Here is an 18216-nt window from a genome sequence, read left to right as displayed (position 1 = left end):
CTACGACCTGGTCGGCATCGGCATCGGCCCCTTCAACCTCTCCCTGGCCGCCCTCGCCCAGCCCCTCACCGGACTCCGCACCGCCTTCTACGAACGGCGCCCCCGCTTCCACTGGCACCCCGGCCTGCTCCTCGACGGCGCCCGCGTCCAAGTGCCCTTCCTCGCCGACCTCGTCACCCTCGCCGACCCCGCCAGCGACTGGTCCTTCCTCAACTACCTGAGAGCCCGCGACAGACTCTTCCCCTTCTACTTCGCCGAGCGCTTCCACATCCAGCGCGCCGAATACGACGCCTACTGCCGCTGGGTCTCCGAGAACCTGCCCGCGCTGCACTACGGCCACCAGGTCGACGCCGTCCGCTGGGACCCCGAACACCACGTCTTCGAAGTCGTCTTCACCCAGCTCGACGCCGACGGCGAAGCCCAGGCCCTCGGCCGCGTCCACACCCGCAACGTCGTCCTCGGCATCGGCACCGAACCCCACGTACCCGCCCCGCTCAGACCCCTCGCCGACGCCCCCGGAGTCCCCGTCGTCCACGCCGCCGACTACCTCGAGCACCGCGACACCCTCCTCGCGGCCGGCCACATCACCGTCGTCGGCTCCGGACAGTCCGGCGCCGAGGTCTTCCTCGACCTGCTGCGCCACCGCCCCGCCGGCGGCGAGCGGCTCCGCTGGATCGGCCGCACCGAGGCCTTCGCCCCGATGGAGTACTCCAAACTCGGCCTGGAGCACTTCACCCCCGACTACACCCGCTACTTCCACGCCCTCGACGAACCCGTGCGCGACCGGCTCGTCGCCGCGCAGTGGCAGCTCCACAAGGGCATCGACGCCGACACCCTCGCCGCCATCCACGACGAGCTCTACCGTCGCACCCTCGACGGCGGCTGGCCCGACGCCGTCCTCACCCCCGGCGTCCGCGTCCGCACCGCCGGCCGTCTCGCCACCTCACAGATCGAACTCCACGTCGAACACGTCCAGCAGGGCGCCCGCACCCACCTCACCACCGACGCCGTCGTCCTCGCCACCGGCTACCGCGAACGCCCCCTCGCCCCCCTGCTGGCCGCCCTCGAACCCCACCTGCACCGCGACGGCAAGGAACGCCCGCGCGTCGACGAACAGTTCCGCCTCGCCCTGGACGCGTCCATCACCGCCACCGGCTGCCACATCCACGTACAGAACGCCGAACGCCACACCCACGGCGTCGGCGCCCCCGACCTGGGCCTCGCCGCCTGGCGCAGCGCCACCATCCTCAACTCGATCACCGGGACACAGGCGTACCCGCTGCCCGCCCGCACCGCCTTCACCACCTTCGGCCTCGAACAGAAACAGCCCCAGATCCCGCCCACCCGCCAGCTCAAAGCGCTCCTGGTGGACGGAATCTGAGGCCGCCCCTTCACAACCCCGCGCGGGGAGCCGATCAGAACACCGGCGTGCCGTTACGGGTCAGCTTCCAGTCCACCGACGCGAAGTCCTTCGGGTCCAGCACGCCCTTCGCCGTCACCCACTCGGCGATCCGGGTGCGGATCTCCGTCGACTCCGCCCACAGCTCCTGAGCCGAGGCCACGTGCGGGAACGCGCCGCCGCCGTTGGCCCGGTAGTTGTTCACGGCCATCACGAACTGCTGGGCGTCGTCCAGCGCCGCACCGTTGAACGTCAGGTTCCTGATCCGCGAACCGGCCGGCTGGGCGATGTCGATGTCGTACTGCAACCCCGACACGTAGTCGTAGTTGTAGTCCGGGCGGCCGCCCGCGTTCGTCAGCCTGTCCACGTCGACCGGCGCGCCGGCGGCCGTCTGCACGAAGTACTCCGCCGAGTACTCCAGGTACGCCCGCACCTGGGCGCCCGTCATCAGCTTGGCGACCAGCGTGTTGTCGTACACGTACAGACTCGACAGATCCCGGATCGTCACATCGCCGGCCGGGATCTCCGAGGTCCGCGAGAAGGGCGAGGCCTGCGCGATGACCGGCAGCGCCGCGTACTGCGTGCCCGCCAGCGCGGCCTTCACCACGTCCTCCTGCACCTTGGTGATCAGGTCGATGATCGGGGCGTCCTGGTAACGGGCGTCCACCGTCCTCAGGGTCTCGGTCGCCCGGCCGACCACCTGGTTGACGTACTTCACGACCTTCGCGTGCTCGTCCTTGAGCAGCTTGGTGATCTTCGGGTCGTCGGCGACCGTGTTGGAGTTGCGCAGCGAGGCGGAGACCGACTCCACCTCCCACCTGCCCCTGACGAACACCAGCTCGATGTCGAACAGGGTCAGCCGCTCGGCGTAGCACAGCGGCTCCGACAGCACGACCGTCTTCCCGGTCTTCTCGTTGGTGACCCTCAGCTCCGGGATCTCCTTGTGCGCGTGGCCCACCAGGATCGCGTCGATACCGGGCACCTGCCGGGCGACGTTCGCCGCCGCGTCCTCCACCCACGGCAGCTGGTCGCCGTACGAGGAGGTGCCGGACGTACCCGAGTGCGCCGAGACGACCACCACGTCCGCGCCCATCGACCGCAGCTTCGGCACCCACTTCGCGGCCTGCTCCTCCAGCCCCGGGAAGTCCAACCTGCCCTGCACGTAGGCCTTGTCCCAGATCGCGATGCCCGGGTTCGTCAGCCCCAGCACGGCGACCGTCACCGGCGGCAGACCCGGCTGGTGGAGCTTCTTGACGAAGTACGGCGGGAAGGCCGGCTTCTGGGTCCGGTGGTCCACCACGTTCGCGCCCAGCAACGGGAAGTCGCACTGCTGCTCGAACTTCCGCAGCGTCTCGATGCCGTAGTTGAACTCGTGGTTGCCCAGCGCCACCGCGTCGTACCCGATGGCGTTCATCGCCTTGGCCATCGGGTGCACCGGACCGCGCTTGGCGGTGATCGGGTCCACCTTCGCGTAGTAGTACGTCAGCGGGGTGCCCTGGATGGTGTCACCGGCGTCCAGCAGCAGCGTGTTCCCGCGGCCCTTCTCCTTGCGGACCTGGTCCACCAGCGTGGAGATCCGGGCCAGGCCCTGGGCGTTGCCGGCCGCGTCGGAGTACTCCCCGTCCTTGAAGTAGTCCCAGTTGAAGACGTGCCCGTGCAGGTCGGTGGTGCCCATGACGGTGAGCGAGTAGCGCTTGCCCGGCTTCCGGGGCTTCCCGGCCGCGGCGGGGCCCGCGGCCGACGCGGCCTCGGCCGCNNGGGGCCGCCGCACCGGCCAGCGCCACCCCCGCCCCGGTCGCGGCGGATCTCGTCAGGAACTTCCGGCGGTTCAGCGGCATGTCTGGTTCTCCTGGTGAAAGGTCAATGACGCGCGTAGATTCTGGCGGTCCACGGCGAACCGCAACACCCCCGGGAGGTTGCGATCTGATGACCGACGGGGACGGCGGACCGGGCAACGGTGACAGAGTGGGGCGTATGACGTCAGCCTCCGCGCCCGCGCCCGCGCCCGGACCCGGCCCCGCTGCCCCCTACGGCACCCCCGACGCACCCCGCATCGCCGTCCGCGGCGAGGCCCACCTCGAAGTCGACCCCGAGATCGCCCGCATCGGCATCACCGTCACCGCCCGCGGCAAGGACCGCCGTTCCGCCCTCGACGACCTCACCCGGCGCAACGCCGGCGTCGTCGACCTCGTCAAGTCCTACGGCCAGGCCGTCGAACGCCTGGAGACCGGCGCCTTCTCCATCACCCCGGAACTCACCCGGCACGGCCGCGGCGAACGCGTCCGCACCCACCACGGCACCGTCCACCTCACCGCCGAACTCTCCGACTTCACCGCCCTGGGTGAACTCACCACCCGACTGGCCGACTTGGAACTCACCCGGGTGGATGGACCCTGGTGGACGCTGCGCCCCGGCTCACCCGCCCACCGGCAGGCACGGCAGCAGGCCGTGCGCGAGGCCGTCCAACGGGCCAGGGAGTACGCCGAGGCACTCGGCACCACGCTCGCCGCCCTCGTCGAAATCGCCGACACCGGCGCGGAGAACGCACGCCCGCGCCCCCAGTGGGACCGGGGCCGCGTGCGCACGGTCTCCGCCTACGGAGCACCCGTCCCGCAGGAGGAGGCCGCACCCCTCGACCTCGAACCCGAACGGCAGCACGTGCACGCGCAACTCGACGCGCGGTTCATCATGAAACCGCCCAAACTGTAGTCACGCCGACCACGTCGACCACGTCTCCCCCAGCAGTTGTCAACGTCCCTTCGACCAAAGGTTGTTGAGCAGTCACGTCGCACCGATTCACTTTCACCACCGACTGGTAAGGCCTGGGGTCACATCATGCGCAGAGCAAAGATCGTCTGTACTCTCGGACCCGCCACCCACACCTACGACCGGATCAAAGCCCTGGTCGACGCCGGAATGGACGTCGCCCGCCTCAACCTCAGCCACGGCGGCCACGCCGAACACGAGGAGCTCTACCAGCACGTACGCAAGGCCGCCGACGAGACCGGCCGCAGCGTCGGAATCCTCGCCGACCTCCAGGGCCCCAAGATCCGGCTCGGCCGCTTCCGCGAAGGACCCGTACTCCTCGAACCCGGCGACACCTTCACCATCACCGTCGAAGAGGGCGTCGAGGGCGACCGCCACATCTGCGGCACCACCCACGCCGGCCTCGCGGACGACGTCACCCCCGGCGCACGCATCCTCGTCGACGACGGCAGGGTCGGCCTGGAGGTGACCGCGGTCGACGGCCCCCGAGTCCGCACCAGGGTGACCGAAGGCGGAGTGATCTCCGACCACAAGGGCCTCAACCTCCCCGGAGTCGCCGTCTCCGTACCCGCCCTGTCCAAGAAGGACGAGGACGACCTGCGCTGGGCACTGCGCACCGGCCTCGACGCCATCGCCCTGTCGTTCGTCCGCAGCGGCCGGGACGTCCTCGACGTCCACCGCGTCATGGACGACGAGGACCGCCGCCTCCCCGTCATCGCCAAGATCGAGAAACCCCAGGCGGTGGAGGCCATGGAGGACATCGTCTCCGCCTTCGACGGCATCATGGTCGCCCGCGGCGACCTGGGCGTGGAAATGCCCCTGGAACAGGTCCCCATCGTCCAGAAACGCGCGGTCGAACTGGCCAGGCGCAACGCCAAACCGGTGATCGTCGCCACCCAGATGCTCGACTCGATGATCGACCACTCCCGCCCGACCCGCGCGGAGGCCTCCGACGTGGCCAACGCGGTGATCGACGGCACGGACGCGGTGATGCTCTCGGGCGAGACCAGCGTGGGCAAGTACCCGGTGCAGACGGTCAGGACGATGGCCCGCATCGTCACGGCGGCCGAGGACGACCTCCTCGCCAAGGGCCTGCCACCCCTGACGGACCGCGACAAGCCCCGCACCCAGGGCGGCGCGCTGGCCCGCGCGGCAGCGGAGATCGGCGACTTCCTCGGCGCCAGGTTCCTGGTCGCCTTCACCCAGTCGGGCGACACGGCCCGCCGCCTCTCCCGCTACCGCTCCCCGATTCCGTTGCTGGCCTTCACGCCGGAGCCGGCGACCCGCTCCCAGCTCAGCACGGCATGGGGCGTGGAGACGTTCCTGGGCCCACGCGTCGACTCGACCGACGCGATGGTCGACCAGGTCGACGAACTGCTCCTGAGACACGGCCGCTGCGAGAAGGGCGACGTGGTGGTGATCACGGCGGGCTCCCCGCCGGGGGTGCCGGGCTCGACGAACCTGGTCCGAGTGCACCGCATCGGGGAGGACGACAGTCCCAAGTAGGCCCTGATCAGTGCTTGGGACCCACGTGGACGTCCATGAGGGCCACGGAGGCTCTGCGGGCGATGGAGATGTTGAACGGATCGCTGCCGCGAGCCAGCGTCGTCCACTCGACGCCGACCTTGTCGAGGGCGTCGGTGAAGAGCTTCCGGATGTCGTCAGACTTGTTGGAGAAGAAGTACCGCGGGTATTCGTAGCGCTTGCGCGCACCACCGACGAGGCGAGTCGTCCAGTTGGTGATACGGCAGCCGTCGGAGTGGATGAGGCCCCGGACGAACTCCCAGGGATGCGCGTCGACGATTTCCTGCTGCCAGGCTTCGAGAGCGATGCGGCGCTCGTGCTTCTTGCCAGGGCCGTGCTGGGGGAACAGGCAGTGCAGGTGTTTTGAGTACACCTTGACCTCGCGGCATCCCGTACGGCGGCGATGGCATACCGAGTTTTCGGGGAAGACGGCCCGCATGGCTCCTTTGCACTCTTCAATGAGCCCCGGCCACGTCTCCGCGCACGTGATCACCAAGGTGGGTACGCGATGCCCGGAGTACTGGCTGATGTGTCCGTCACCGAGGTACAGCCCGAGAAGGTAGCTGTATGCCGAGTGATCCAGAACACGTCCGTCGCAGTGGGGGCATTCCGGGTCATGCCTGCCCGGACACTCGCCTCGCTTCGCGCGGTCCATGTGCTTCCAGTAGCCGACGGTTCCAAGAGGAACGTTGAGTCGACGGGCCACCTCGGCGTTCTTCGCGCCGTCTCGCAGCAGAGTCAGGGCTTCTTGTCGTACTTGTGTGCCGTGGTAGTTCATATGGACACGCTGTGTGACGGGAAGCGGCGACACGCAGCAAAAAGCGGAGGATCACGCGAACGTGATCCTCCGCTTTCAAGCGTGCCGGGTGCGGGATTCGAACCCGCAAGCCCTCACAGGCAGAGGTGTTTGAGACCTCCGTGTATACCGTTCCACCAACCCGGCGAGGTACAGCGGTGAGTGTACCGGGTGAGCTCAGCTCCATGCCTCTAGGTAGGCTGCATAGGCAGCAGTACCTGCCCGCCCGGACCGAGGAGCGCCCCCCGTGACCGCCGAGTCGTCCCAGCCCGTAGACGTGTCCGACGACGACAAGTCGCACGTGCCTCCGCTGACGACGCGTGTCGTCATCGCCGAGGACGAGGCGCTGATCCGGCTGGATCTCAAGGAGATGCTGGAGGAGGAGGGGTACCGGGTTGTCGGGGAGGCCGGGGACGGGGAGCGGGCCGTGGAGCTGGCGCGGGAGCACCGGCCGGATCTGGTGATCCTCGATGTGAAGATGCCCAGGCTGGACGGGATCTCGGCGGCGGAGAAGATCGCCGAGGAGCGGATCGCGCCGGTGTTGATGCTGACCGCGTTCTCGCAGCGTGATCTGGTGGAGCGGGCTCGTGACGCTGGTGCGATGGCGTATCTCGTGAAGCCGTTCAGCAAGAGTGACGTCGTTCCGGCGATCGAGATGGCGGTCTCGCGGTTCACGGAGCTGAGGGAGCTGGAGAAGGAGGTCGCGGACCTCGCCCAGCGGCTGGAGACCCGCAAGCTGGTGGACCGGGCCAAGGCGGTCCTGCAGACGGAGTACGGGCTGGCCGAGCCGGCCGCGTTCCGCTGGATCCAGAAGACGTCGATGGACCGCCGTATGTCGATGCAGCAGGTCGCGGAGGCGGTCATCCAGGACAGCGAGGAGAAGAAGGCGGCGAAGGGTGCGGCCAAGCCCGACAAGGGCTGAGCGGTGCTCGAAGGAGAAGGGCCCGCGCCCCCCGGGGGGCGCGGGCCCTTCTCCTTTTGTGGGCCTTTAGTCCTCGCCCAGGTACGCCTTGCGTACTGATTCGTCGTGCAGCAGGTCCTGTCCGGTGCCGGAGAGGACGATGTTGCCGACTTCCATGACGTGGCCCTGGTCGGCCAGGGAGAGTGCGGCCTGGGCGTTCTGCTCGACGAGCAGGATGGTGGTGCCCTGGGCCTTCAGTTCGGCGATGGTCGCCATGATCTTCTGCATCATGATCGGGGAGAGGCCCATGGAGGGTTCGTCGAGCATGAGCAGTGTCGGCTGGGACATCAGGGCCCGGCCCATGGCGAGCATCTGCTGTTCGCCGCCGGAGAGGGTGCCCGCGGCCTGCTTTCTGCGTTCGCCCAGGATGGGGAAGAGGTCGTAGGCGTGCTGGATGCCCTTTTCGATGCCGTCCTTGTCCTTGCGGAGGAAGGCGCCGAGGCGGAGGTTGTCCTCGATCGTCATGCGGGGGAAGATGTGCCGCCCTTCGGGGGAGTGGGCGAGTCCGAGGGAGACGATCTGGTGGGCGGGGACCTTCTTCAGTGACTTGCCGTTGAACTTGATCTGTCCGCCGACCGGCTTGAGCAGTCCGGACAGGGTCCGCAGCGTGGTGGTCTTGCCGGCGCCGTTGGTGCCGATGAGGGTGACGATCTGGCCGGCCTCGACCTTGAAGGAGATGCCCTTGACGGCCTGGATCTTGCCGTAGGCGACGCGGAGGTCCTCGACTTCGAGCAGTGCGGTCATCGGTCGTTCTCCTTGCCGGGCGCGGCGTCGGTCGTGGTCTCGGCGCTCTCGGCCTGTGCCTCTGCTGCTGCCTCTTCCTCTGTTTCTGCCTGGGCCTGGGCATGGGCCTCGGCCTGTTCGACCTCGGCGGCCTCCTCGTCGCCGGGGGCCCCTTCGAAGGGTTCGCCGAGGTAGGCGGCGACGACGCGTTCGTCGCGCTGGACGGTGGCGCTGTCGCCCTCGATGAGTTTTTCGCCCTGGACGAGTACGGCGACGCGGTCGCAGAGGTTCATGATGAACCGCATGTCGTGCTCGATGACGAGGACCGCGATGCCCATGTCCCGGATGGCGAAGACGAGTTCCTCGGTGGCGCGGGTCTCCTGCGGGTTCATGCCGGCGGTGGGCTCGTCGAGCAGCAGCAGGCCGGGCTCGCTGGCCAGGGCGCGGGCGATTTCGAGTTTGCGCTGTTCGCCGTAGGGCAGATTGCGCGAGAGGTGTTCGGCCTTGTGGGCGAGGCCGACGAACTCGAGGAGTTCCATGGCGCGTGCGCGGGAGGCGGCTTCGGCGCGGTGGAAGCCGGGGCCGCGCAGCAGGGCGGACCAGAGTCCTTCCTTGGTGCGGGTGTGCCGGCCGACGAGCACGTTCTCCAGGACCGTCATGTTGGCGAACAGGCGGATGTTCTGGAAGGTGCGGGCGATGCCGGCTGCGGTGACCTTGAAGGATTTGGGTGGCAGGACCTTGCCCTTGTAGCGGACCTCGCCCTCGGTGGGGATGTAGAGGCCGGTCAGGCAGTTGAAGAAGGTGGTCTTGCCGGCGCCGTTGGGGCCGATGAGTCCGACGATCTCGCCGCTGTTCACGGTGAGGTCGACTCCGCGTACGGCGGTGAGGCCGCCGAAGCGCATGGTGACGCCGCGGGCGTCGAGGACGGTCTCGCGCGGGGCGGTCGCGTCGGGCGTGGCGTCCTGGGTGGTGGTGTCGGTTGTCATGGGTCAGACCCCTGCCTTGCTGAGGACTTCGGGTGCTTCCGTGTTCTCGTGGAACTCGAGTTGGCGGCGCCGGTTGGCGATGAGGCCCTCCGGGCGGAAGCGCATCAGCAGGACGAGCGCGAGACCGAAGGTCAGGAGCTGGTAGTCGCCGAGGAACTGGAGTTTGGCGGGGATGAGGTAGAGCAGGGCGGCGCCGACGAGGGGGCCGCTGATGGTGCCCATGCCGCCGAGGACGACCGCGGCGAGCAGGAAGGCGGAGTTGGGCGGGACGACGTGGGCGAACTGGTACTGCTCGGGGGTCACGGTGTAGGTGACGTGGGCCTGGACGGCGCCGGCGAGTCCGGCCAGGGTGGCGCCGAGGGCGAAGGCGATGAGCTTGACGCGGAAGCCGTTGATGCCCATGGCGCGTGCGGCGGTCTCGTCCTCGCGGACGGCGATCCAGGCGCGGCCGATGCGGGAGTCGCTGCTGCGCCGGAAGACCACGACGACGATCAGCGTGATGAGGAGCATCAGCAGGAAGTAGTTGGCGAAGCGGGCGATGGTGAAGCCGAGGAAGGTGTGTTCCTGGCCGAAGTCGAAGCCGAGGACGTTCAGGTTCGGGATGGCGGAGATGCCGTTGGAGCCGTTGGTGACGTCGGGTCCGGAGGTGCCGTCCATGTTGAGGACGGCGAGCCGGAAGATCTCACCGAAGCCGAGGGTGACGATGGCGAGGTAGTCGCCGCGCAGCCGCAGGGTGGGGGCGCCGATGAGGACGCCGAAGATCATGGCGACCAGGGCGCCGAGCAACGCCGAGGCCCAGAACGGGACGTGGAAGTTCAGTGGCGAGGACGGCGAGCCGGAGACCAGGGCTGCGGTGTAGGCGCCGACGCCGAGGAAGGCGACGTAACCGAGGTCGAGGAGGCCGGCGAGGCCGACGACGACGTTCAGGCCGAGCGCGACGGTGGCGAAGATCAGGATGTAGACGCCGATGGTCGCGTACTGGTCGTCGGACTGGGTGAAGGGGAAGGCGGCCGCCGCGACGAACGCGCCGACCATGGTGATGTTGCGGTGCTTGGAGGTGATCGCCGAGACGCGGCCCACCAGTCCGGCTTTGAGGAGCGCGGCGAAGCAGAACCCGACGACGATGAGGAAGCCGATGAAGAGTTCGCTCTCGTCGTGCGGGGTACTGATGCCGTAGGTGAAGACGGTGAGGCCGATGGCCATGGCCGCGATGATGACGAGGATCTCGGCGTACGTCGGCAGGGCGCGGGCCGGGGCGGGGGTGCCGGAGGCGAGGGCGGCGCGGACCACGGCGAGCTTGTTGCGCGCGTTGTGGCGCAGTTGGTCCCTGCGGGTGTCGTCCGGGTCGGCGGGCTCGGACACGGGTCGTTCGAAGGGTTGGGCGAGTGCGCCGGTCAGCATGGTGAGGGTGCCCGCGGCGAGTACCCAGGCGCCTGGTTCGAGGTGGACCAGTCCGCCGAGTTCGGCGGTGATCGCGATGATCGTGTACCAGGCGGTGCCGAAGGTGCCGAGTGCGGCCAGGGTGAGGGCGCCGGTGCCGCCGGCGGGGACGAGCCAGCCGAGTTGTTTGACGCCGTGGGATGCGAGGCCGAGGAGGGCGGTCAGGGTGCCGCCGATGAGGACGAGGAGCTGGAGGCCGCCCGGGTTGCCGTAGAGGGTGAGGTCGCCGGGGAAGTCGGAGGTCCAGGTCCAGGGGAGGAAGGTGGAGGCGACCGTCAGGACGGCGCCGCCGGTGGCCAGGGCGCGGCCGATGTGCGCCGGTATGGGAACGATGCCGGTGGGCTCGCTGCCGGTGCTGGGGGTGCTGGGGGTTTCGGGTGCGGTGGTGTGTGTGGTCATCGGTGTCACGCCCTGTCCGCCACGCGCTCGCCGAGCAGGCCCTGGGGCCGGAACAGCAGCACGAGGATGAGGAGTACGAACGCCCAGACGTTGGCCCAGGACTGGCTGCCGAACTGGTGCATGCCGGGGATGTCGGAGATGAAGGCGGTGGCGAGGGTCTCGGCGACGCCGAGGACGAGGCCGCCGATCATGGCGCCGTAGATGTTGCCGATGCCGCCGAGGACGGCCGCGGTGAAGGCCTTGAGGCCGAGCATGAAGCCCATGCGGAAGTCGATCTGGCCGTACTTGAGGCCGTAGGCGACACCGCCGACGGCGGCGAAGGTGGCGCCGAGGGCGAAGGCGACCACGATGATGCGGTCGGTGTTGATGCCCATGAGCTTGGCGGTGTCGGGATCCTGCGCGGTGGCCTGCATGCCGCGTCCGGTGCGGGTCTTCATGACGAAGTAGGCGAGGATGGCCATGCTGATCGGGGCGGCGCAGAAGACGAAGATGTCACCGGTCTGGATGGTGACGCTGCCGATCTCGAAGGGGCCGCCGGCGATCTGCGGGAAGGTGCGGGCGGACTTGGCCTCCGGGTACCAGGCCCACACCGCCTGCTGCAGGGCGAGGGAGAGGCCGATGGCGGTGATCAGGGGTGCCAGGCGTGGACCGCCGCGCAGGGGGCGGTAGGCGAACCGTTCCGCCCCGATGGCGACGAGGACGGCGACGATGATGCCGCCGAGGAGCATGAGCGGCAGCGCGACCCACATGGACGTGCCGTTCGGAAGCACCCACAGGGAGACCGAGAGCGCGCCGAAGGCGCCGGTCATGAAGATCTCGCCGTGGGCGAAGTTGATGAGCTGGACGATGCCGTAGACCATTGTGTAGCCGATGGCGACCAGCCCGTACATGGATCCCAGTAGCAGGCCGTTGACCAGCTGCTGCGGCAGTTCGTTCACCGCATGTCCTCCGAGACTTTCGGATGTTCGACGGATTGTGGCCGGATGCGAGCGCGCGCGGGGCGCCAGTGGAACAGCGCCCCGCGCGGCTGGTGAGCGGTAGGAGTCGGTCAGCCCGTGAAGGTGCCGGACTTGACGGGCGCGAAGGCGCCGTTCTCGACCCGGTAGACGGTGAGCTGCTTGTTGGTGGCGTCACCGAACTCGTCGAAGGAGACCTTGCCGGTCACTCCGTCGAAGGAGACGTTCTGCATGGCCTCGGTGACCTTGGCGCGGGCGTCGGAGGGCAGCTTGCCGTCGTTGTCCTCGACGACCTTCTTGACGGCCTCGATGATGGCCCAGGCGGAGTCGTAGGAGTAGCCGCCGTAGGCCGAGTACTCGTCCTTGTAGCCGCCGGCCTTGTAGTCGGCCACGAACTGCTTGGCGGAGTCGAGCTCCTCGACCGGCGCGCCGACGGAGGTGGCGAGGTCGCCGGTGCTGTCGGGGCCGGCCAGTTTGACGAAGTCGGCGTCGTTGATGCCGTCGCCGCCGACCAGCGGGATCTTGGCGCCGGCGGCCTTGATCTGCTTGCTGAGCGGGCCGGCCTGCGGGTACTCGCCGCCGTAGTAGACGACGTCCGCGCCGGACTTCTTGACCTTGGTGGCGACCGCGGAGAAGTCCTTGGTGTCGGGGTCGATGTGCTCGGTGCCCACGACCTTGCCGCCGAGCTTCTTGAACTCGTCGGTGAAGGTGCCGGCGAGGCCGGCGCCGTAGGTCTTCTTGTCGTCGATGACGAAGACCTTGGTCTTCTTGGCGTCGTTGTAGACGTACTGGGCGGCGAACGGGCCCTGGATGGCGTCCGTGGTCGCGGTGCGGAAGTACGACTTGTACTGGCGGACCTTCTTGGTGCGCCAGTCGGGGCCCTGGCTGAGGGAGGGGCCGGTGTTGGCGGGGGAGACCTGGACCAGCTTCGCGTCGTCGAAGACCTTCTGCATGGACTCGGAGACGGAGGAGTTGAGGGGGCCGACGACGCCGAGGACGTTCTTGTCGGCGACGAACTTCACGGCGTTCTGCTGGCCCGAGGAGGGCTGTGCCTGGTCGTCGAAGGCCTGGACCTTGAAGGTGATGCCCTTGACGGTCTGCTGCTTGTTGGCGGTCTTGGCGGCGAGGTCGACGGAGTTCTTGATGCCGAGGCCCAGTGCGGACAGGTCGCCGGTCAGCGGGGCGTCGACGCCGATGATCACGGTGGTGCCACCACTGCCGGAGTCCGAGCCCTTGTCTCCGCCCCGCGATCCGCAGGCGGTCAGGGTGAGCGCTCCCGCTGCCAGCGCGGCGGTGATGGCGATGAGCGAACGTTGACGCACGATCAGTCCTTTCCCTGGCACGGCCTCTCCCCCCTGGAAGAAGCCGAGTCGAGCGTCGGTCCGAAGGTCTTTCCTGACCGCGCCGTGACTGGCCGTGACTCTAGGCGTGGGCGGCGAACCTGGAGGAGGGTCTGAGCGATGCTGTGATGTTCTTGTTATCACCCGGCCTAATCCAGAGCGGTGCCGCACGGGTGGAACAGCGGAATTCAGGTCGATTCGCCCGGTACGGATTGCAAGAACCCGCAGGAAGCGGAGAGTTGGGTTCAGGCGTCTCAGGCGTTTTGGTGATTACCGGAAATCGTTGCCACAGGCTACCTGAAGGGCCTGGGAGAGGGCCTGCGCGTAGCGCGGGCCGAGGATGAAACTATGCACTTGGATTGCTCGCGCATTACGCAGTGTCACATCCAGGAAAGGCAGTCCGGCGCTCGCCGGGACCTTCCCGCATTCCTTTATATGCATGGTGATGGCAACATTGTGCGCGGTTCCCGCCTTCGTACGGAAAGGGGGCCGGGGCTCGGAGGTGACGGAAAGTCCCGCGTACGGTTGGGCGATGCGGGTCACGGTCACGGGCGGGCCGGACCGCACGCCGACCAGCACCGCGAAGCTGAAGCTCCTGGTTCCGGCGTCGCGGGGCGGCGTGGCCACCGCGTCCAGGTAGGAGATGTCGGTGACCTGGGAGGGGTAGGGCGGGAGGGAGGGCGCGGGCGGCGGGGTGTGCCGGCGGGTGGCGTAGAGGTAACTGCCGCCCGCGAGAAGGAGGATGAGCGCGAGGGCCGCGAGGGAGGCACGGCGGTGCCGCTCGTGGAACCGTGCGATCGGGCCGTGCGCGGGTCTGGTGCGGAGCGGGCCCTCCGGATGTGTGTCCGGGCCGGGCGTGTCCCACGCGTGTGTGCCCTCGCCCGGTTCGAGCGGACCGATGCCGCTCACCGTCGCGGCTCCTCGCCGTGGCGGCCGGTGCGGAGCGAGCAGACTTGACGGGAGGTCAATTCTCGTACTGGGCAGGTGCGTTGACCCGCTCCAATGAGGGGCCGGTGTGCGACGGACCGGACGTACGGGCCTCCTGGGGACACGGCCCGAGGCGGAGCCGGCGGCGGGGTGCCGCCGCGTGCGGGCCGCCGGGCCGCGTCGCCGCGGCCGGCCTTCGGCACCCCCGTCAGGAGCGCCGGTCCGAGGCGGGACCGGACCGCCCGTGCCCCCGGCCGGGGGGCTCCTCCCGTTGTCATGTCAAGAAGCTAGGACCGGCCGGGTCCGGGGGCAACGGCCGGGGAGGGGCCGTTTCGCGGCTCAGCCGGCCGCGGTGGAGCCGCCGGAGCCGGCGGGGTCGCCCTCGCCCGGGTTCATGTCGCGCAGCATGCAGGTCAGGCGGGCGCTGCACACCCGCCGTCCCTCCTCGTCGCTGATGACGATCTCGTACGTCGCCGTCGAGCGCCCCCGGTGCAGGGGCGTGGCCACGCCGGTGACCAGGCCGGAGCGGACCCCGCGGTGGTGGGTGCAGTTCAGGTCGACGCCGACGGCGATCTTGGAGCTGCCGCCGTGCAGCATGGAGCCGACGGAGCCCAGGGTCTCGGCGAGGACGGCGGAGGCGCCGCCGTGCAGCAGTCCGTAGGGCTGGGTGTTGCCCTCCACCGGCATGGTGCCGACGACGCGGTCGGCGGACGCCTCCAGAACCTGCACGCCCATGCGGGTGCCGAGGTGCCCGGCGGAGAACAGGGCGGGCAGGTCGATGCCGAGGGCGGCGTACTCGTCGAGGACTTCCTGCGGGAACTTCACGTGCTGCTGCTCGCCCATGGCGTCCGGCTCCGTTCGTCGTTGATCGGCGTCGCTGACCGACTGCTCACTGAGCGAACGCTCAGTCGGTCGCCGATTGTTCCAGACGCACCACGACGGACTTGCTGGCCGGGGTGTTGCTGGTGTCCGCGGTGGCGTCCAGCGGCACCAGGACGTTGGTCTCCGGGTAGTACGCGGCCGCGCACCCGCGCGCGGTCGGATAGTGCACGACCCGGAAGCCGGGCGCCCGCCGCTCCACCCCGTCCTTCCACTCGCCGACCAGGTCCACGTACGATCCGTCGGCGACGCCCAGCGCCCGCGCGTCCTCGGGGTTGACCAGCACCACCCGCCGGCCGTTCCTGATCCCGCGGTAGCGGTCGTCCAGGCCGTAGATCGTGGTGTTGTACTGGTCGTGCGAGCGCAGCGTCTGCAGCAGCAGCCGGCCCTCGGGCACCTCGGGGTACTCCACGGGCGCGGCGGTGAAGTTGGCCTTGCCGGTGGCCGTGGGGAAGCGGCGCTCGTCGCGCGGGGCGTGCGGGAGCGTGAAGCCGCCGGGGCGGGCCACGCGCGCGTTGAAGTCCTCGAAGCCGGGGATCACGCGGGCGATGCGGTCGCGGATCGCGCCGTAGTCCTTCTCGAACTCCTCCCACGGCACCACGCTGTCCTCGCCCAGCACCCGGCGGGCCAGCCGGCACACGATGGCCGGCTCGGACTTCAGGTGGCGGCTCGCGGGTTCGAGCCGGCCACGGGAGGCGTGCACCATGCCCATGGAGTCCTCGACGGTGACGAACTGCTCGCCGCCGGCCTGCAGATCGCGCTCGGTGCGGCCCAGCGTCGGCAGGATCAGGGCACGCGCGCCCGTGACGACGTGCGAGCGGTTGAGCTTGGTCGACACGTGCACGGTCAGCCGGGCGCGGCGCATGGCCGCCTCGGTGACGTCGGTGTCGGGGGAGGCGGCCACGAAGTTGCCGCCCATGGCGAAGAACACCTTCGCCTCGCCGTCGCGCAGGGCGCGGATGGCCCGGACGACGTCGTAGCCGTGCGCGCGCGGCGGGGCGAAGCCGAACTCCTTCTCCAAGGCGTCCAGGAAGGCGGGGGCGGGCCGCTCGAAGATGCCCATGGTGCGGTCGCCCTGCACGTTGGAGTGGCCGCGCACCGGGCACACCCCCGCGCCCGGCCGGCCGATGTTGCCGCGCAGCAGCAGGAAGTTGACGATCTCGCGGATGGTCGGCACGGAGTGCTTGTGCTGGGTCAGTCCCATCGCCCAGCACACGATGGTGCGCTTGGAGGCGAGCACCATGCGCAGCGCCTCCTCGATCCGGTCGCGGGCCAGACCGGTCGCGGCGAGCGTCCGGTCCCAGTCGGCGGCGCGGGCGGCGGCCGCGAACTCCTCGTACCCGTGGGTGTGCTGCCGCACGAACTCCTCGTCGACCGCGCCCTCGGTCTCGAGGACCAGCTTGTTGAGGAGGCGGAAGAGGGCCTGGTCGCCGCCGATGCGGATCTGCAGGAACAGGTCGGTGAGCGCGGCGCCCTTGAGCATGCCCTGCGGGGTCTGCGGGTTCTTGAACCGCTCCAGACCGGCCTCGGGCAGCGGGTTGACACTGATGATCTTCGCGCCGCCGGCCTTGGCCTTCTCCAGGGCGGAGAGCATGCGCGGATGGTTCGTCCCCGGGTTCTGCCCGGCCACGATGATCAGGTCGGCCTTGTACAGGTCCTCCAGCAGGACGCTGCCCTTGCCGACGCCGATCGTCTCCGACAGGGCCGAACCGGAGGACTCGTGGCACAGGTTGGAACAGTCGGGCAGGTTGTTGGTGCCGAGCTCGCGGGCGAAGAGCTGGTAGAGGAACGCGGCCTCGTTGCTCGTGCGGCCGGAGGTGTAGAAGAGGGCCTGGTCGGGGGAGTCGAGGGCGGCGATCTCCTCGGCGACTATGCCGAAGGCCCGCTCCCAGCTCACCGGTTCGTAGTGACCGGCGCCCTCGGGCAGGTACATCGGGTGCGTGAGCCGCCCCTGCTGCCCCAGCCAGTAACCGCTCTTCTCCGCCAGCTCGGACACGGGGTGCGCGGCGAAGAACTCCGGCGTGACCCGGCGCAGGGTGGCCTCCTCGGCGACCGCCTTCGCCCCGTTCTCACAGAACTCCGCCGTGTGCCGCCGCTCCGACTCCGGCCACGCGCACCCCGGGCAGTCGAACCCGTCCTTCTGGTTGACCCGCAGCAACGTCAACGCGGTGCGCCGCACGCCCATCTGGCGCTGCGCCATCCGCAACGTGTGCCCGATGGCCGGCAATCCCGCCGCCGCATGCTGCGGTTCGACGACCTCCGGCGCGTCCTGAACCGGATCCCCCTTCGGCGCCTTCGCCACCATCGCACGCTCCTCTTCGACCGCAGGGACTGAAGACCACGCACGATCTTCCCACGCACTGTCGGCAATGCCCCCGGTCCGTGCGAACGGGCTTCGGGACCACAGGGTGCGATCATCGGCGGACTCGCCGACCGGAAGGGAAGGAAGCGATGGACACCCCGTTCAAGGACGTTCCCACCACCACCCTCGCCGACCTGCTGGGCCGTGAGCAGGTCATGGACATCGGCATCCGTCCGCTGTGGGACTCGCCGCGCGTCGCCGGCCCCGCGTACACGGTGCGGTGCGAGCCCGGCGACAACCTGATGCTGCACGCGGCGATCCACCGCGCCGAGCCGGGCACGGTCGTCGTCGTGGAGTCGGGCGACGTGGACCACGCGCTGGCCGGCGGCAACGTGTGCGCCGTCGCCCAGCGCCGGGGCATCGCCGCCTTCGTGGTCGACGGCGTCATCCGCGACCTCGGCGAGGTGCGCGAGGCCGGCTTCCCGGTCTTCTCGCGCGGCGTCATCCCGATACCCGGCACCAAGGAGAAGCTCGGCTCCCTCGGTGGGCCCGCCCGCGTCGGCGGCGTGCTGGTGCACCCCGGCGACGTCGTGGTCGCCGACGAGGAGGGCGTCGTCGTCACCCCCGCCGCACGCCGGGACGAGATCCTCGCCGCCGCGCGGGCGAAGCTGGCCAAGGAGGCCGAGGAGTCCCTCGACACCTGGGAGGAGAACCACCGCGCCCGCATCGAGAGGGCACTGGGCGACCGGGGCTTCACCGGCTGACCCGACGGAAGGACCGAGGCGGGCGGAACCCCGGGGCGGGACTTCTCCCCCACC

At 69.4% G+C, this 18216-nt stretch carries 15 protein-coding genes, 1 tRNA gene and 1 pseudogene; 5 read left to right on the top strand and 12 right to left on the bottom strand.

Annotated elements, in window-relative coordinates:
* Positions 1 to 7: 7 nt before the first annotated feature.
* Positions 8 to 1381: a lysine N(6)-hydroxylase/L-ornithine N(5)-oxygenase family protein gene (locus RH94_RS35995; RefSeq protein ID WP_234426309.1), complete on the top strand. Its 1374-nt coding sequence runs from the start codon at positions 8 to 10 to the stop codon at positions 1379 to 1381.
* 34 nt (positions 1382 to 1415) lie between these two features.
* Here the strand turns inward: RH94_RS35995 and RH94_RS35990 are convergent.
* Both RH94_RS35990 and RH94_RS45715 read right to left on the bottom strand, forming a co-directional pair.
* Positions 1416 to 3155 (bottom strand): annotated as a pseudogene (locus RH94_RS35990) (bifunctional metallophosphatase/5'-nucleotidase); the annotation flags it as partial.
* A 2-nt stretch (positions 3156 to 3157) separates the two neighbouring features.
* Positions 3158 to 3264 (bottom strand): twin-arginine translocation signal domain-containing protein (locus RH94_RS45715; RefSeq protein ID WP_234426308.1); only part of this gene is annotated, 107 nt, incomplete at its 3' end.
* Positions 3265 to 3373: 109 nt separating this feature from the next.
* Between RH94_RS45715 and RH94_RS35985 the strand changes: the two genes are divergently transcribed.
* Together RH94_RS35985 and pyk are read left to right on the top strand one after the other, a co-directional pair.
* A complete protein-coding gene (locus tag RH94_RS35985; RefSeq protein WP_073952639.1) occupies positions 3374 to 4108 on the top strand; it encodes an SIMPL domain-containing protein in 735 nt (244 codons plus the stop codon).
* A gap of 126 nt (positions 4109 to 4234) precedes the next feature.
* Complete coding sequence (gene pyk, locus RH94_RS35980) at positions 4235 to 5671, top strand: pyruvate kinase (protein WP_073952494.1); 1437 nt, start codon at positions 4235 to 4237, stop codon at positions 5669 to 5671.
* A 7-nt stretch (positions 5672 to 5678) separates the two neighbouring features.
* Here pyk and RH94_RS35975 read toward each other — a convergent pair whose 3' ends face one another.
* Entirely contained in the window at positions 5679 to 6467 is a 789-nt protein-coding gene (locus RH94_RS35975; protein ID WP_073952493.1) for a helix-turn-helix domain-containing protein, read from the bottom strand.
* Between the two features lie 82 nt (positions 6468 to 6549).
* Positions 6550 to 6632: transfer RNA gene (locus RH94_RS35970), tRNA-Leu, on the bottom strand.
* A gap of 100 nt (positions 6633 to 6732) precedes the next feature.
* Between RH94_RS35970 and RH94_RS35965 the strand changes: the two genes are divergently transcribed.
* On the top strand, positions 6733 to 7407 hold the full coding sequence (locus tag RH94_RS35965) for an ANTAR domain-containing response regulator (RefSeq protein ID WP_073952492.1): 675 nt from the start codon (positions 6733 to 6735) through the stop codon (positions 7405 to 7407).
* 66 nt (positions 7408 to 7473) lie between these two features.
* Here RH94_RS35965 and RH94_RS35960 read toward each other — a convergent pair whose 3' ends face one another.
* From RH94_RS35960 to RH94_RS35925, 8 genes are all read right to left on the bottom strand, one after another.
* Positions 7474 to 8190 (bottom strand): ABC transporter ATP-binding protein, encoded by a 717-nt coding sequence (locus RH94_RS35960; protein ID WP_073952491.1) that lies wholly within the window; start codon positions 8188 to 8190, stop codon positions 7474 to 7476.
* Entirely contained in the window at positions 8187 to 9155 is a 969-nt protein-coding gene (locus RH94_RS35955; RefSeq protein ID WP_073952490.1) for an ABC transporter ATP-binding protein, read from the bottom strand. Before RH94_RS35955 ends, RH94_RS35960 begins: the two co-directional genes overlap by 4 nt.
* 3 nt (positions 9156 to 9158) lie before the next feature.
* On the bottom strand, positions 9159 to 10994 hold the full coding sequence (locus RH94_RS35950) for a branched-chain amino acid ABC transporter permease (RefSeq protein ID WP_073952489.1): 1836 nt from the start codon (positions 10992 to 10994) through the stop codon (positions 9159 to 9161).
* 5 nt (positions 10995 to 10999) lie between these two features.
* Positions 11000 to 11932: a branched-chain amino acid ABC transporter permease gene (locus RH94_RS35945; protein WP_073952488.1), complete on the bottom strand. Its 933-nt coding sequence runs from the start codon at positions 11930 to 11932 to the stop codon at positions 11000 to 11002.
* A 110-nt stretch (positions 11933 to 12042) separates the two neighbouring features.
* Positions 12043 to 13272, bottom strand: a complete 1230-nt coding sequence (locus tag RH94_RS35940) for a branched-chain amino acid ABC transporter substrate-binding protein (RefSeq protein ID WP_073952487.1) — start codon at positions 13270 to 13272, stop codon at positions 12043 to 12045.
* Positions 13273 to 13560: 288 nt separating this feature from the next.
* On the bottom strand, positions 13561 to 14199 hold the full coding sequence (locus RH94_RS35935; protein WP_073952486.1) for a Tat pathway signal sequence domain protein: 639 nt from the start codon (positions 14197 to 14199) through the stop codon (positions 13561 to 13563).
* A 357-nt stretch (positions 14200 to 14556) separates the two neighbouring features.
* Positions 14557 to 15060, bottom strand: coding sequence for a hotdog fold thioesterase (locus RH94_RS35930; RefSeq protein WP_073952485.1), 504 nt, complete (start codon positions 15058 to 15060; stop codon positions 14557 to 14559).
* Positions 15061 to 15121: 61 nt separating this feature from the next.
* Positions 15122 to 17401 (bottom strand): FdhF/YdeP family oxidoreductase, encoded by a 2280-nt coding sequence (locus RH94_RS35925; protein ID WP_073952484.1) that lies wholly within the window; start codon positions 17399 to 17401, stop codon positions 15122 to 15124.
* Positions 17402 to 17547: 146 nt separating this feature from the next.
* Here RH94_RS35925 and RH94_RS35920 point away from each other — a divergent pair, with 146 nt between their 5' ends.
* Complete coding sequence (locus RH94_RS35920) at positions 17548 to 18162, top strand: RraA family protein (RefSeq protein WP_073952483.1); 615 nt, start codon at positions 17548 to 17550, stop codon at positions 18160 to 18162.
* The last annotated feature ends 54 nt before the right edge of the window (positions 18163 to 18216 follow it).

This window comes from Streptomyces kebangsaanensis, from assembly GCF_001906585.1.
In the GTDB taxonomy this organism is placed as follows: Bacteria; Actinomycetota; Actinomycetes; order Streptomycetales; family Streptomycetaceae; genus Streptomyces; species Streptomyces kebangsaanensis.
Note: the sequence above shows the minus strand (reverse complement) of the source record. Positions and strands in the feature narration are given on the sequence as shown.

Bases quoted from the DNA above. Each gene is read 5' to 3' on its own strand.
- RH94_RS35920 (WP_073952483.1), top strand. From the start codon at position 17,548: ATGGACACCCCGTTCAAGGACGTTCCCACCACCACCCTCGCCGACCTG.
- RH94_RS35950 (WP_073952489.1), bottom strand. From the start codon at position 10,994: ATGACCACACACACCACCGCACCCGAAACCCCCAGCACCCCCAGCACC.
- RH94_RS35925 (WP_073952484.1), bottom strand. From the start codon at position 17,401: ATGGTGGCGAAGGCGCCGAAGGGGGATCCGGTTCAGGACGCGCCGGAG.
- RH94_RS35955 (WP_073952490.1), bottom strand. From the start codon at position 9,155: ATGACAACCGACACCACCACCCAGGACGCCACGCCCGACGCGACCGCC.
- RH94_RS35985 (WP_073952639.1), top strand. From the start codon at position 3,374: ATGACGTCAGCCTCCGCGCCCGCGCCCGCGCCCGGACCCGGCCCCGCT.
- pyk (WP_073952494.1), top strand. From the start codon at position 4,235: ATGCGCAGAGCAAAGATCGTCTGTACTCTCGGACCCGCCACCCACACC.
- RH94_RS35975 (WP_073952493.1), bottom strand. From the start codon at position 6,467: ATGAACTACCACGGCACACAAGTACGACAAGAAGCCCTGACTCTGCTG.
- RH94_RS35960 (WP_073952491.1), bottom strand. From the start codon at position 8,190: ATGACCGCACTGCTCGAAGTCGAGGACCTCCGCGTCGCCTACGGCAAG.
- RH94_RS35930 (WP_073952485.1), bottom strand. From the start codon at position 15,060: ATGGGCGAGCAGCAGCACGTGAAGTTCCCGCAGGAAGTCCTCGACGAG.